Origin of the sequence: Undibacterium sp. KW1 (assembly GCF_009937955.1) — a bacterium.
In the GTDB taxonomy this organism is placed as follows: domain Bacteria; phylum Pseudomonadota; class Gammaproteobacteria; order Burkholderiales; family Burkholderiaceae_D; genus Undibacterium.
In genome coordinates, this window is record NZ_AP018439.1 from 87,116 (window position 1) to 101,140 (window position 14,025).

General features: G+C 51.4%; 12 protein-coding genes. 8 read left to right on the plus strand and 4 right to left on the minus strand.

The window, feature by feature from the left end; genetic code table 11:
• Positions 1–62: 62 nt before the first annotated feature.
• Positions 63–2,294: a serine/threonine-protein kinase gene (locus UNDKW_RS00445; protein WP_162057132.1), complete on the minus strand. Its 2,232-nt coding sequence runs from the start codon at positions 2,292–2,294 to the stop codon at positions 63–65.
• A gap of 246 nt (positions 2,295–2,540) precedes the next feature.
• On the minus strand, positions 2,541–3,032 hold the full coding sequence (locus UNDKW_RS00450) for a YigZ family protein (RefSeq protein WP_370529154.1): 492 nt from the start codon (positions 3,030–3,032) through the stop codon (positions 2,541–2,543).
• A gap of 281 nt (positions 3,033–3,313) precedes the next feature.
• On the opposite strand from UNDKW_RS00450, the gene deoC reads away from it, so the two are divergent.
• The 3 genes from deoC to deoD are packed head-to-tail and all read left to right on the plus strand — an operon-like array spanning position 3,314 to position 6,163.
• Positions 3,314–4,096, plus strand: a complete 783-nt coding sequence (deoC, locus tag UNDKW_RS00455) for a deoxyribose-phosphate aldolase (protein ID WP_162057133.1) — start codon at positions 3,314–3,316, stop codon at positions 4,094–4,096.
• A 1-nt stretch (position 4,097) separates the two neighbouring features.
• Complete coding sequence (gene deoA, locus UNDKW_RS00460; protein WP_162057134.1) at positions 4,098–5,453, plus strand: thymidine phosphorylase; 1,356 nt, start codon at positions 4,098–4,100, stop codon at positions 5,451–5,453.
• The gene (gene deoD, locus UNDKW_RS00465) at positions 5,450–6,163 is read left to right on the plus strand and encodes a purine-nucleoside phosphorylase (RefSeq protein ID WP_162057135.1); all 714 of its coding nucleotides are present in this window, start codon (positions 5,450–5,452) and stop codon (positions 6,161–6,163) included. Before deoA ends, deoD begins: the two co-directional genes overlap by 4 nt.
• Positions 6,164–6,176: 13 nt before the next feature.
• Here the strand turns inward: deoD and UNDKW_RS00470 are convergent, their stop codons facing one another.
• Positions 6,177–6,587 carry a flagellar basal body-associated FliL family protein gene (locus tag UNDKW_RS00470; protein ID WP_162057136.1) on the minus strand — a complete coding sequence of 137 codons (411 nt, stop codon included), beginning with the start codon at positions 6,585–6,587 and terminating at the stop codon, positions 6,177–6,179.
• 203 nt (positions 6,588–6,790) lie between these two features.
• Positions 6,791–8,458 carry an energy-dependent translational throttle protein EttA gene (ettA, locus tag UNDKW_RS00475; RefSeq protein ID WP_162057137.1) on the minus strand — a complete coding sequence of 556 codons (1,668 nt, stop codon included), beginning with the start codon at positions 8,456–8,458 and terminating at the stop codon, positions 6,791–6,793.
• 269 nt (positions 8,459–8,727) lie between these two features.
• Here ettA and UNDKW_RS00480 point away from each other — a divergent pair, with 269 nt between their 5' ends.
• From UNDKW_RS00480 to UNDKW_RS00500, 5 genes are all read left to right on the plus strand, one after another.
• On the plus strand, positions 8,728–9,342 hold the full coding sequence (locus UNDKW_RS00480; RefSeq protein ID WP_162057138.1) for an OmpW family protein: 615 nt from the start codon (positions 8,728–8,730) through the stop codon (positions 9,340–9,342).
• A 256-nt stretch (positions 9,343–9,598) separates the two neighbouring features.
• Positions 9,599–10,846, plus strand: coding sequence for an efflux RND transporter periplasmic adaptor subunit (locus UNDKW_RS00485; RefSeq protein WP_162057139.1), 1,248 nt, complete (start codon positions 9,599–9,601; stop codon positions 10,844–10,846).
• Positions 10,847–10,884: 38 nt separating this feature from the next.
• Complete coding sequence (locus UNDKW_RS00490; protein ID WP_162057140.1) at positions 10,885–11,547, plus strand: ABC transporter ATP-binding protein; 663 nt, start codon at positions 10,885–10,887, stop codon at positions 11,545–11,547.
• 9 nt (positions 11,548–11,556) lie between these two features.
• Positions 11,557–12,792, plus strand: a complete 1,236-nt coding sequence (locus UNDKW_RS00495) for an ABC transporter permease (protein ID WP_162057141.1) — start codon at positions 11,557–11,559, stop codon at positions 12,790–12,792.
• Positions 12,792–13,994 (plus strand): ABC transporter permease, encoded by a 1,203-nt coding sequence (locus tag UNDKW_RS00500; protein WP_162057142.1) that lies wholly within the window; start codon positions 12,792–12,794, stop codon positions 13,992–13,994. Before UNDKW_RS00495 ends, UNDKW_RS00500 begins: the two co-directional genes overlap by 1 nt.
• The last annotated feature ends 31 nt before the right edge of the window (positions 13,995–14,025 follow it).

Below are 14,025 nucleotides of genomic sequence, written 5' to 3' on the forward strand. Positions count from 1 at the left end.
TAGAGATGTCATATTATTGAAATTATTACTTCCGAAATTTGGTTAGCAATAACTGTTCCAACTTATTTTGATTGATTTACAGTTATTTTTACGTATCGTGCGTCACGTCTTAAATTGAGTAAGTCGGGTTCGGACTCCAGAGATTTAATTGAGTAACCAAATTCGATTGCTTTACTAATTGCTGCGAGTGCTTCATCTCTTTGACCTAAAAGTTCATAAGCGAGGCCAACTCGAAAATGAACATTGGCATCTTTGGGACCTAACTTTAGAGCGCGTTGCATGTATTCGTTTGCTTTTTCTTTGTCACCAACTCGAGCAGAATACAAGCCAAAGCGCGAAACAAGTACCACATCATTTGGAGATATTTGTAATCTTGGTAATAGCAGTTCAATAGCTTTACCATATGCTTTCTTCGCTTCGTTGGCACGACCAGGTATCCAAAGTAGGCTATCCCCAAGATTTGCCCATCCTAGGTATTTTGCTGGATTGCCTTTATTCGGTGTAACGGCTAGTTCAAAAGCTTCAGAAGCACCTAGATAGTCTCTTTTTTTGAATAGTGCAACTCCTAAACTTGAATACAAGAGAGCACTTGGCCTGATCAAAAGTCCTTGTTGTAAGACTTGCATTCCTTCATCATCTCTATTTTGCTTTACTAACGTGTTATTCAAGTTTGCATAGGCGAAAACAGTGTCAGGCTGAATTTTAATACTTAGCCTGAAAAAATTTTCAGCAAGTGAATAATTGCTCTTCTCAAAGTAAATGATGCCAAGTTCTTCCGCAAACATTCGCTCTTGGGGGAATCTCTCCAACCCACTCTTTGCATATCGAATGGCATCCTCATACTGCTTCATTTTCCTCAATGCTATGATGCGTCCAAAAGAGGCAAAGATATTGTCAGGATCAAGCTTCAGTGCTTTTTCATACTCTTCCAGGGCTTTATCATTCTTTCCCATTTGAGAATTAACTCTCGCAACAGCAATATGACTGATTGCAAGTTTGTCGTTTAATTTTAAGGCCTGCTGTGCGCTAGCATCGGCTTTTTGAAGTATCACCTCATCTTGTTTGTCACTATCATAGCGAGAAGTGTAGATGATAGATAATCCAGCAACAGCGCCAGCATGTTGAGGATTGCGCTTTAATATTGCTTCAAAATTTGCTTCTGCAACATCAAGACTGCCTGGTCTATCAAATTGTTTCAACGCCTCCACCCCTTGTTTCATAGCCAACGACTCTGAAAACGGCTTCAACGACATCTTGTCCATCTCAAGATAAGGCACAGCCTGCCAGGCCCCATATCCCAGCGCGATGAGGAAAGCCCCTGCAATAGCAAAGCGCTTTGGCTTGCTCAGCGACTTCCCGCCTTTACCAGAGACACTGCTGATCTTGTCCGCATCGCTTGCTGCTACAAGCACCGGCACACTAATCAACCCACGTAATTGCTCATGCACCTGCTGCATACTGCTCAGGCGTTTCTCAGTCTGTCTGGCCGTCATCACCAGCACCAGCTTGATCAGTTCTGGTTTGCATCCGGTTGGGAATTCCCAGGTGTCTGAGTTCGATTGCATGAGGGCGGCGGCCAGGGCCAGGCCGCTGGCGTTGGCGAAGGGGCGTTGGCCGGTCAGGGTTTCGTAGAGGATGACGCCGAGGGCATAGATGTCGCTTTGGGCGCTGGCCGGGCTGCCCATCATGCGTTCTGGTGCCATGTAGGCTATCGTGCCTTGCGGGTCGAGCTGGCTCATGGACGTGGTGGCTTGTGCATCGGTTTTTGATGCGAGGCCAAAGTCGAGTATGCGGACTTTGCCGTCGGGTTCGACCATGAGGTTCGATGGTTTCAGGTCGCCATGGATAAGGCCGCTGGCGTGGGCCTCTTGCATGGCTTCAGCGACCTGGCTGATGATGTTGATGGCTTGCTGTTCTGGCAGCGGCTGCTGTGCTTGTTGTGAGTTTTGCTGCAGCAATTGCTTGAGGGTCAGGCCGGGTACGAGTTCCATGACGATGGAGTGGCTATTGTCTTCATCTTCAATGGCAAAGATTTTGACGAAGGCGGGGTGCTTGAGCGACGCGGCCAGGCGGGCTTCCTTGAGCAGGCTACTGGTCTGGATTGCGCTTCCTGCACCTTCTGTGGCTTTGAGTTGTTTGATGGCGACAGGGCGGCAGAGTTTGCTGTCCCAGGCTTCATGGACTTGCCCAAAGCCGCCCTCACCAAGACGTTTTTTGAATTCGTAATGTCTGAGGCTGACGCTTACTTCCTCTACTCCAGTATTGTCGTTGCTAGCCAGATTGGTATTTTGCATGGGTTTCTTGCATGGTTATTATTTTTTGCCGCAATTGTTCGATGTGCAGCTATCTATCCATGCAAGATAGTTGCTAGTCGTAACAAGATGTAACGGCAATAATATAGCGAACTTTATTCCAAAACTGTGTAATCACAGTGACAAGCAAAGCTATTTTATATGTAAATGACATGTGAATTGACAGTAATTTACATGTAAAAACCTCGCTTGCACAGTCACTACGGGGCGGGAACGATGGGGTGGAAACTAAATAGTTGGTTCTGGCTTGATGATGCTGACTTGCCCTTTGAGCATTTCTATCAATTCAGCTTCAAAGCTGGCAGCGAGTTTTTGTTTAAGGCTGATGCTGATGGTGGCTGATTCGGTATAGGCCAGCCCGGTGACGCTGGCGGTGAATTTGTCGCACAGGCGGCGTACGTGGGATTCATCTGCATAGGCGCAGACGATGTCCCATTCAAGCATGTATTCAACTTCTGTCAGTTCTGCGAGCTTGAAGGCGTCAGAGATGGCCTGGCCATAAGCGCGGGTCAGGCCGCCTGCGCCGAGCTTGATGCCGCCCCAGTAGCGCACGACCACGGCCAGCACATTAGTCACGTCCTTGTGTACCAACACGTTGTACATGGGCTTGGCGGCGGTGCCTGATGGTTCGCCATCGTCATCCAGGCCAGAGTCGCCGCTGCAGATCAGCGCCCAGCAGACATGGACGGCATCCGGGTGTTGCGCCCGTATCTGTGCCAGTTGCTGGCGTGCCTCGGCTCGGCTGTTGAGGGGTAGAGCTGGCCCAGGAAACGGCTTTTCTTGATTTCAATTTCGGCAAAAGCGGGGGCGGCGAGCTGGTACATGGGGTGCTGGATGGGGCAAAACCGCTATTTTGGCGGCTAATTGGGTTTGGGTATACATAAACTGTAGCGCCAGGATACTGAGCATAGCCTTGATGTCTGATGTACATCAAGCAGTGGCATCCACATGCGCCTTATCTTTGACCATTCTTTAAACTTTGTTTTTACCGGAGCAAGAAAATGTCTTCCACCCCAGATACGGCTTTGAAGCAGGCAGCCAGCCGCGCTCTGCGCCTGATGGATCTGACCAGCCTGAATGAGGACGACACCAGGGAAAAGATCACCGCCTTGTGCAATGCTGCCAGCAGTGAGCAGGGGCAGGTCGCGGCGCTATGTATTTACCCGCGCTTTATCCCGCATGCAAAAAAAATGCTGCGTGAATTTGGCACGCCAGCGATCAAACTGGCGACGGTGGTTAATTTTCCGCATGGTGAGGCCGACGTGGATGTTGCCGTGGCCGAGACCAGGGCGGCCATTGCCTATGGTGCAGACGAGGTCGATCTGGTTTTCCCTTATGCCGCGCTGATGGCGGGCGACACCAGCACCGGGGCAGAGATGGTCAGGGCTTGCAAGGCAGCTTGCGGCGACAAGGTCTTGAAGGTCATCATAGAAAGTGGCGAGCTAAAGACGGATACCTTTATCCGCGCCGCCAGCCTGATAGCCATCACGGCAGGAGCAGACTTTATCAAGACTTCTACCGGCAAGGTGGCAGTGAATGCCACGCTGGCAGCGGCAGAAGCCATGCTGACCGTGATCAAGGAAACCGGTGGACTTTGTGGCTTCAAGGCCGCAGGCGGGGTACGGACGGTGGAGGAGGCCGCTGCCTACCTGGCATTGGCAGATGAGCTCATGGGCAAGGACTGGGTGAGCCCCGCTCATTTTCGCTTTGGTGCTTCCAGCCTCTTGGGCAATTTGCAGGCTTACCTGCGCGATGTACCGCCCCAAATCAAGTCAGGATACTGAGATGTTGCTGGCGCAAGAGCTGATACGCAAGAAGCGCGCAGGCCTGGCCCTGGATCAGGCAGAGATACAGGCGCTGGTAACCGGCATGGTTGATGGCAGCATAACAGACGCGCAGCTCGGGGCATTTTGCATGGCGACCTGTTTCCAGGGCATGACAGCGGCAGAGGGTGCTGCGCTGACGCTGGCCATGCGTGATTCTGGCAATGTCTTGCGCTGGGATGAGATGGATTTGCCCGGCCCGGTCGTGGACAAGCATTCCACAGGTGGCGTGGGAGACCTGGTGTCGCTGGTGCTGGCCCCGATGGTGGTGGCTTGCGGCGGCATCGTCCCCATGATCAGCGGGCGTGGGCTGGCTCATACTGGTGGTACGCAAGACAAGCTCGAAGCCATACCCGGTTATTGCACGACGCCTGATCTGGCGCGCTTCCGTCGTGTGGTCAGGGATTGCGGCATGGCCATCATAGGCCAGACTGCTGATCTGGCCCCGGCAGACAAGCGCCTGTATGCGATACGCGACGTGACAGCAACGGTAGATAGCCTGCCTTTGATTACGGCATCCATCCTGTCCAAGAAATTTGCTGCCGGGCTGGATGCGTTGGTCATGGATATCAAATGTGGCAATGGTGCTCAGACACCAGAGCTGGCGCAGGCGCAGGCATTGGCAAAAAACATCATAGACACTGCCAATGCGGCGGGCATGGCTTGCTCAGCCCTGATTACCGACATGAGCCAACCGCTGGCACCCAGCATAGGCAATGCGCTGGAAGTGACTGCCGCACTCAGTTATCTGCGTACCGACACCTGCCCACAGCGCCTGCATCAGACCGTATTGGCACTGGGCACAGAGATGCTGGTAGTGGCTGGTCTGGCAGAAAATGCACTGGAAGCCCAGGTGCGGCTGCTGGACGCCCTGCACAGCGGCAAGGCTGCGCAAGTGTTTGAAAAGTCTTGCGCAGCACTGGGTGCCCCACCTGATTTGCTGGCCAACCATGCACGCTATTTGCCTCAGGCCAAGCTGCGACAGCCGGTCTTCGCACCTGCGGGCATGTATCTCAACAGCATGGACACGCGGGCCATAGGCATGCTGGCCCTGCAATTGAGTACGACAGCTCATGGCAAACAAGATGCCAGTACGGGCTTGAGCCAGTTGGCAGAACTGGGCCAACGCATGGAGGCTGATACTCCCTTGGCCATGATCCATGCTGTTGATGAAGACAGTCTGTCTATGGCCAGCAAGCGTCTGCTCGCAGCTTGCACATTTGGCGAAACTGCCGCGCCGCGACCACAACAGATACGGCAGAGCATGCGCGGCGGCTTGCGCCTGCCTGCATACGCATTGACCACGGAAGCAATATGACTACTCCCCATATCAATGCCGCTCCCGGTGACTTTGCCGACATCGTGCTGATGCCCGGCGACCCCCTGCGTGCCAAGATGATTGCCGACCATTGGCTCAGCGACGCGCTGCTGGTCAATACCGTGCGCAATATGCTGGGCTATACCGGCCGGTACCGCGACAAGAAAATTTCTGTACTCGCACATGGCATGGGCATACCCTCCATCAGCATTTATGCAACTGAGCTGATACGCCACTATGGCGTCAGGCAGCTCATACGCCTGGGATCATGCGGTGCGTTGCGGGCAGACATGCAACTTGGTGATGTCATCGTCGCCATGGGCGCCAGTACTGACAGCAAGGTCAACCGCATGCGCTTCATGGACCATGATTTTGCGGCGCTTGCTGATTATGGTTTGCTCGCCAAGGCCGTGCAGACTGCGCATTGCCTGCAAAAGCCTGTCAGGGTGGGCAATGTATTTTCTGCCGACCTGTTTTACAGCGTGCAGCCGCAGCTTTTTGACATCATGGAAAAAATGCAGATACTGGCGGTGGAGATGGAGCTGGCAGGTTTATATTCAGTCGCCGCCGAACATGGTGTACAGGCACTGGGTTTGCTGACGGTGGCAGATCATTTGCGCAGTGGTACTGGCATGACGCCGGAACAAAGGCAAAACAGCTTTGGCGATATGGTCGAAATTGCGCTCGAAAGCTGTTGCACCTGCGATTGATGGCTGGCAAGCTCTACTGGATGACGAAGTTTTCAAAAAACACGTCAGTCACTCCATCGCGTTCTTTGAGGTCCAGGGTCTTGTTGACACCATTCTTGATTTCTTCCATCAACTGGTGCTTGCCGTCCAGGCTTTGCAATTGTTCGCCGTCCTTGCTACTGAGCAGCAGGATCAGGGTATGCCTGACCTTGGGCATGAATAATTTAATTTTGTCGCTGACTTCTGCGCTGGCGATTTGCAAGGCCATGCTGAGTTGCAGATAACGTTCTGTACTCGACAGATTGACTGTGAACGCCTCTAGCTTGGCAGTTGAACCGCCACCAGATGCACTGGCACTGCCACCAGAATTGGCCAGGGCCATGCCAGAAGACAGGCTGAGTGCGAGGCAAAGCAGGAATGGGTATAAATGTTTTTTCAGCATCATGTCTTAACTTCTGCAAGTATTTGCTCAGGAAAAATCCCTATTTTTCAATAGCTTACCGCAATGCAATAAAACATACTGTTAAACAACTTGAAGCCGTCAGGCAGATAGCTGAAGTAGTGTTTTTGCAATAAGCCTGTCTGAATAACAAACAGGCTTATGCAAATTACATACCGGGTGTTGGCCGGCCTTGGCCGTTTGACGGTTTATACGCTCAAAGGTTTGTAACGGATGCGTTTTGGTTTGGCACCTTCTTCACCCAGGCGTTTTTTCTTGTCGGCTTCATATTCCTGATAGTTGCCATCAAAGAAAGTAACTTGGGAATTGCCTTCAAATGCCAGGATGTGGGTAGCGATACGGTCAAGGAACCAGCGGTCATGTGAGATCACCATGACGCTGCCGGCAAATTCCAGCAAGGCATCTTCCAGCGCACGCAGGGTTTCCACGTCCAGATCATTCGATGGTTCATCGAGCAGCAAGACATTGCCGCCTTGTAGCAGGGTTTTGGCCAGATGCAAACGGCCACGTTCACCACCAGACAGGTTGCCCACGATCTTTTGCTGGTCACCGCCCTTGAAGTTGAAGCGGCCCAGGTAGGCGCGCGAAGGCATTTCAAAACGGCCTACTGTCAGGATGTCGGCACCATTTGCCACGTCTTCAAACACGGTCTTGGTATTGCCCAGGTCTTCACGTGATTGATCTACCAGCGAGATTTTGGCTGTCTGGCCCAGCACGACTTCACCGCTATCCGGTGTTTCCAGACCCTTGATCATCTTGAACAGGGTAGATTTACCGGCACCGTTGGGACCGATGATACCGACAATCGCACCAGGAGGGATTTTGAAGCTCAGGTTATCGATGAGCAGGCGATCACCAAAGGCTTTTGTGACGTTCTTGAATTCGATGACTTCATTACCCAGACGCTCGGCCACAGGGATGAAAATCTCCTGGGTTTCATTGCGCTTCTGGTATTCATGTTCGCTCATTTCATTGAAGCGGGCCAGACGTGCCTTGCTCTTGGCCTGACGCGCTTTGGGGTTCTGGCGTGACCATTCCAGTTCTTTTTGCAGGGCTTTCTGGCGTGCAGATTCTGTCGCTTCTTCCTGCTTCAGGCGGGCTTGTTTCTGGTCCAGCCAGGAAGAGTAATTGCCTTTCCAGGGGATACCATGGCCACGATCCAGTTCCAGTATCCACTCAGCCGCATTGTCAAGGAAGTAGCGGTCATGGGTAATCGCCACGACGGTGCCAGGGAAGCGCAACAGGAATTGTTCCAGCCAATCGACAGATTCAGCATCCAGATGGTTGGTTGGTTCATCAAGCAAGAGCATGTCAGGCTTGGACAGCAGCAAACGGCACAGGGCGACACGGCGTTTTTCACCACCGGACAGGACAGCTATCTTGGCATCCCAGGCGGGCAGGCGCAGCGCATCGGCAGCCATTTCCAGTTGCAGTTCTACGTTGTCACCGGCAGAGGCCGAGATGATGGCTTCCAGGCGTGCCTGCTCATTCGCTAGTGCATCAAAGTCAGCGTCTTCTTCAGCATAAGCGGCATACACTTCTTCGAGCTTGGCTTTGGCTTCAAATACTTCACCCAGGGCAGATTCGACGGCCTGGCGCACGGTCTGTTCTGGATCGAGTTGCGGTTCCTGCGGCAGGTAACCGATGTTCAGGTTGGGCATGGGCACTGCTTCACCCTGTATGTCCTTGTCTATGCCTGCCATGATTTTGAGCAGGGAAGACTTGCCTGAACCATTCAGACCCAGCACGCCTATCTTGGCGCCAGGGAAAAAGGACAGGGAAATATCTTTGAGGATTTGACGCTTGGGCGGCACGATTTTGCCGACGCGATTCATGGTATAGACGTAATTGGCCATTTTTCTTGATTTTTCATAGGGAATAAGAATGTTTGTAAGGATACCTCATGCAGACACAGGACGGAATATTTCGGCCAGTTTATGTAAGGCTGGCGGCTTGCCGTCGGGCACGGCTATTTTTGTGACGCCTGCTGAGAGTTGAAATGCGGCACATTTCATCGGGAAACGCATTTTATGGTGCCCTGCACCAAAGTTGATGTAGCTCAATCCCCTGTAAATAGTGTGGATTTACACTTTGTTCATCACTGTTGAGAAAAGAGGAAATGAAAATGAAAAAGCTTGTTATCGCACTCTCCCTGGCAGCTATCGGCCTCACTGCAAACCAGGCAATGGCTCAAGAACAGAGCCCATGGCAAGTGCGTGCCCGTGTCGTCAATATCGATCCAGCAAATGGTTCTGATCCTGTAGGCGGCGTCGGTGCTGCCGACCGCATCACTGTCAGCAGCAAGGAAATTCCTGAAGTCGATATCACTTATTTTTTCACGCCAAACTGGGCGGCAGAACTGATACTGACTTACCCGCAAAAACATGACGTTATGCTCGACGGTGCCATCATCGGTACTTTCAAGCATTTGCCACCGACACTGACTGCGCAATACCATTTTGCACCTGGTTCAAAAGTCAGCCCGTATGTTGGTGCAGGTGTCAATTACACCCGCATCTCTGATGTGAACCTGCTCAAGGGTACTGGTGGCCTCGACAGCAACAGTTTTGGTCTGGCCATACAGGCTGGTGTCGATTTCAAACTCGACAAAAACTGGTCCTTGAACCTGGATGTCAAGAAAGTGCAAATACGCAGCGATGTGACGATCAGCGGTGCCAAAGTCAGCGCCGTCAAAGTTGATCCTTGGCTGGTAGGCGTAGGCTTAGGCTATCGCTTCTAAGGCAGAATATTTGCCGATAATGATGTGATCCCCTTCCATGAAGGGGATTTTTATTTGGGCAAAAGATTTTCCCCGCCATCACTGTGCTAATTCGCACACCAGCGTTCGATGACGAACGATGTCGCTGCACTATTCTTTCCTTTTCTTGCTGTTGAAATCTTCCAAGTAGTTGATTTTAAATAGTTAAATCAAAATCCAAGAGGCAGGCACGGCGCTTGCAAACCTGATCTGTTAGTTAATTACATCAGGTTTCAACATGGATCAGGCTATCAGCCACGACACGCTCAAAAATCGCAGGCGCAAGACTATCTTGCTGCTGGCTGCTGCCGCTATTTCTGTCACTGGTGCGGCATGGGCCGTGAACCGGCTCATCAGCCCCGGTGTCAGCCTCGGTGAGATACGCGTGGGCGAGGTGCGCGTAGGGGCTATCGACAATACCATCAACGCGGCGGGCGTCGTCATCCCTGTTCATGAAGAACAACTATCCAGCCCTAACCAGTCGCGTATCAGCAAAGTCATTGCCAAGGCTGGCCAACAAGTACGCGCCGGTGAATTGCTGATGCTGCTGGATGACCATAGCATACGCCTGGCAATCGACAATTTGCGCGAGCAGGTTTCCAAGCAAGATGTAAAGGGTCAATTGCTGGCGATGGAGATGGAATCCAATCTCAAAAAAATTGCCAGTGAAATTGAATTGCTGGAACTGGATTTGCAGAGTAATAAAGTCAAACTCGCACGCTATCAAAAACTGGGTGCTATAGGCATTACCTCAGCCGTTGATTTGCAAGCGGCAGAACTGGCCGTCAAACGCAATGAAGTGCAATTGCGCCAGCATAAAGAGAGTTTGAACGATACCCGCCGCACCACACAAAGCAATGTAGAGGCTGCACGTCTGCAAAAGTCCATTTACCAGAAACAGATGGAAGCGCAGCAAAGATTGCTGGAACAAACTCAGGTCAAAGCCCCCTTTGATGGTTTGCTGACCTGGATGCTGGCAGACGAAGGTGCCAGCCTGAATACCGGGCAACTGATCGCCAAGGTGTCTGAATTGAATAATTTCAAGGTAGAAGCCACGGTCTCTGATTTTTATGCACGTTACCTCAGTCCCGGTCAAAAAGTGCGGGTTGAATACAGTGGGCAAATCATGCCCGGTGAAGTACAAACCATTTTGCCTGAGATTCAAAACGGCACTGTGAAACTTATCGTCGTACTGGACCAGGCAAACCACCCTTCACTGCGGCATAAACTGCGGGTAGAAGTGAATATCATCACAGAGCAAAAAGCGCGCAGCCTGATTGTTGAAAATGGGCCAGCCATCAGTGGCAAGGGCAGGCAGGATGTGTATGTACTGGAAGATGGCAAGGCAGTAAAACGCAGCGTGGAGATAGGCCTGGGTGACAGCAAGATGGTGGAAGTCTTGCAGGGCGCAAAAGCAGGAGAAAGGCTGGTGATTTCTGATATCAGCAGCCTCAAACACTTAAGCAGTTTCAGGGTGTCGCAATAAACCTCAAGCATAAAAATTGAATAAAAAAGGAAACGATCATGATCAAGCTGGAAAACGTCAGCAAAACCTATCAGACCGATAAAGTCGAAACCCTGGCTTTGCGCGACATTAATCTGCATGTCAAAAAGGGCGAGTTTGTTTCCATCATGGGCCCTAGCGGCTGCGGTAAAAGTACGCTGTTGAATTTGATCGGTCTGCTCGACAGACCTGGCAAAGGCAAAATTGCCGTCGATGGGGCTGAGATGAAGTCCTGGCGCGACAAGGAGCTGGCCAGCATGCGCAACCGTACCTTTGGTTTTATTTTTCAGAGCTTTCACCTGATCAATGATTTGCGTGTCATCGATAATGTGGAGCTGCCCTTGCTGTACCGTTCCTGTAGCGCCAAAGAACGTCGCCGTCTGGCAGAGGAAGCGCTGGCCAGGGTCGGCTTGTCGGCTCGCATGGACCACTATCCGAATCAATTGTCTGGCGGCCAGCAGCAGAGGGTGGCGATTGCCCGCGCCATGGTCGGTCGCCCCAGCATCTTGCTGGCAGATGAACCTACCGGAAATCTCGATAGCCAGATGGGGGCCGAGGTCATGGATATCCTGCTCAAGCTCAGTCATGAAGGTACTACGGTCGTCATGGTCACCCATGATGAGCGTCAGGCCAAACAGGGTGGCCGCATCGTGCGGGTATTTGACGGCCAACTGGTGGCTTAGGGGAATACCATGTTAAAGAACTATTTCCAGATTGCCTGCAAGGTGTATCTGCGGCGTAAATTATTTACCGCTATCAACCTGCTCTGCATAGTCTTGACCATGGTGGTTTTGCTGGTGGTGACGGCAATTCTGCAAGCCACGTTTTTTCCTACCGGTGTGGAAGGCAAGAGCGAGCGGTTTTTACAGATCGGCACGATTACTCAGGTCAGCAAGAACAACACCAGGCGCAGCCCGCTGGGCTACAAAGTCATTGATCAATATTTGCGCAAAATGAAGACGGTGGAAAAGGTGGCTGCGGTCACTGGCCCGGAATCTGTGTCTGTTTATCAAAAAGACAGTGTCAATGAAATCATGATGCGCCGTGCCGATGCAGAGTACTGGCAGATACTGGATTTCAAAATACTTTCTGGTCATGTGCCTACAGCGGAGGATGTCAGGCTGGGGCGCTTCGTCGCAGTCGTCAACGAGAGTACCGCGAAAAAAATATTTGGGAGTACAGCTGTCGTCGGTCAAAAAATCAACGCCGGTGGGCAGCAGTTTGAAATCATCGGTGTGGTGGAAGACGTTATACACATGAATGCTTTTGCAGACATCTGGGTACCCGTCACGACTTTTCCCTCCTCACAGTATCGTGAGCAATATTCAGGTAATTTCAATGCCATGTTGATGGGCAAGAGTGCAGCAGACCTGCCTCTGATCAGGGATGAACTTTTGCAGGTCGTCAAGCAAATCAATGCCGATGAACCAACTCACTGGGAACACACCTACATGTGGGCAGACAGCAAACTGGACTTTTTCGCCAGAGGTATATTGAACCGTGATGAAGTACCTGATTCAGGAGCCGTAAAGTTACTGGTTGGCGTGGTATTTTTCATGTTGCTATTCATGCTTTTGCCCGCTTTGAACCTGGTCAACCTGAACTCTGGCCGCATCATGGAAAGAGCTGCCGAGATAGGCGTGCGCAAAGCCTTTGGTGCCAGTAACCGTGAACTGGTCAAACAATTCGTCATGGAAAATATACTGCTCTGCCTGTTCGGTGCCTTGGTGGGATTGATATTCACCAAGCTGACCCTGGTCTGGCTCAGCAATGCAGACCTGATCCCTTATCTGAAAGTGGATTTGAGCTTTGCCGTGTTTGCTTATGGTTTTGTGATTGCCGTCGTGTTTGGCGTTTTGTCTGGCGTCATCCCGGCATGGAAAATGTCGCGCCTTGATCCCGTGCTTGCCCTGAAAGGAGCTGCATAATGTTTTTTCATATACTCAAGCCTATCTGGAAACGCAAGTTCAAGAATTTATTGCTGAGTCTGGAAATACTGCTGGCTTTTTGTGTTGTCTTTGGCCTGGCCTTGATGAGTGCCCGTTACTACCAGCTATATCATCTACCTACAGGCTTTGTCTATCAGGATGTGTGGTCAGTCAGGATGCTGAGCTCGGGAGAATTTGATAAAAAAAATGATCCCAACGTGACCGAAAATTTCCAGCGCAGCCTGTCGGCCCTGCCCGAGGTGGAACAGGTTGGCTTCATCAATTATTCACCCTATAGCAATTCTACCTGGCGCTCAGACTTGTTTTTACCTGACAATAAATCAGGTTTCAAGGTCAACTTGACGGACATGGCTGATGAAACGCCTGGGTTGCTGGGAATGAAATTGCTGGAGGGCCGCTGGTTTTCCAGTGAAGATGAAGGCAGGGCAGAAAAAGCCATCGTCATCAATAAAAAACTGGCCGACAGCATGTTCCCTGGCAAGAGCGCAGTGGGACAACTGGTGACCGATACTGAACCGGGATCAAAAGAAACCAAGTTCTTGCGTATCACCGGGGTATTTGAAGACTTCCGTAATAAAGGCGAATTCATGGCCCCGACCAATTTTGTCATCATGCGGTTTTCCCGGGCGGTAGGAGACGAGCGCATGGAGGTAGCCATGATCAAGGTAAAACCAGGTACCTCACGCGCCTTTGAAGAAAAACTGAACCAGCAATTGAAACTCATACGCAGTGACTGGGGCTACAGGATTTCACCCCTGGCTGAGATGCGTAAATCAAAGATGACCGAAGACACCATTCCACTGATGGTCATGGCAGTTATTGCAGTTTTCCTCCTCATCATGGTTGGTTTTGGCCTGTTTGGCGTGCTCTGGCAAAATACTACGCAACGTATCCCCGAGATAGGTTTGCGGCGTGCCATTGGTGCCAGTAGCAGGCATATCTATCAGCAAATCGTCACCGAGCAATTGTTGTTGAGTTCGATTGCCATCCTGGCTGGCATGGTGTTGCTGATACAACTGCCACTGACCGGCGTTTTGGGGGACGCGATCAACTGGACTGTATTCATCACTGCTACGGTCATTTCCATGGCGCTGATCTATGCGATTTCCACATTGTGTTCCCTGTACCCTGCATGGCGTGCCAGCAGGCTCAGCCCGACCGAGGCCTTGCACTATGAATAATATATGCTTGCCAAAGCTTAAAGCGTATAAG

Coding starts and splice junctions, on each gene's coding strand:
- UNDKW_RS00445 (WP_162057132.1), bottom strand. CDS start 2,294: ATGCAAAATACCAATCTGGCTAGCAACGACAATACTGGAGTAGAGGAA.
- deoC (WP_162057133.1), top strand. CDS start 3,314: ATGTCTTCCACCCCAGATACGGCTTTGAAGCAGGCAGCCAGCCGCGCT.
- deoA (WP_162057134.1), top strand. CDS start 4,098: ATGTTGCTGGCGCAAGAGCTGATACGCAAGAAGCGCGCAGGCCTGGCC.
- deoD (WP_162057135.1), top strand. CDS start 5,450: ATGACTACTCCCCATATCAATGCCGCTCCCGGTGACTTTGCCGACATC.
- UNDKW_RS00470 (WP_162057136.1), bottom strand. CDS start 6,587: ATGATGCTGAAAAAACATTTATACCCATTCCTGCTTTGCCTCGCACTC.
- ettA (WP_162057137.1), bottom strand. CDS start 8,458: ATGGCCAATTACGTCTATACCATGAATCGCGTCGGCAAAATCGTGCCG.
- UNDKW_RS00480 (WP_162057138.1), top strand. CDS start 8,728: ATGAAAAAGCTTGTTATCGCACTCTCCCTGGCAGCTATCGGCCTCACT.
- UNDKW_RS00485 (WP_162057139.1), top strand. CDS start 9,599: ATGGATCAGGCTATCAGCCACGACACGCTCAAAAATCGCAGGCGCAAG.
- UNDKW_RS00490 (WP_162057140.1), top strand. CDS start 10,885: ATGATCAAGCTGGAAAACGTCAGCAAAACCTATCAGACCGATAAAGTC.
- UNDKW_RS00495 (WP_162057141.1), top strand. CDS start 11,557: ATGTTAAAGAACTATTTCCAGATTGCCTGCAAGGTGTATCTGCGGCGT.
- UNDKW_RS00500 (WP_162057142.1), top strand. CDS start 12,792: ATGTTTTTTCATATACTCAAGCCTATCTGGAAACGCAAGTTCAAGAAT.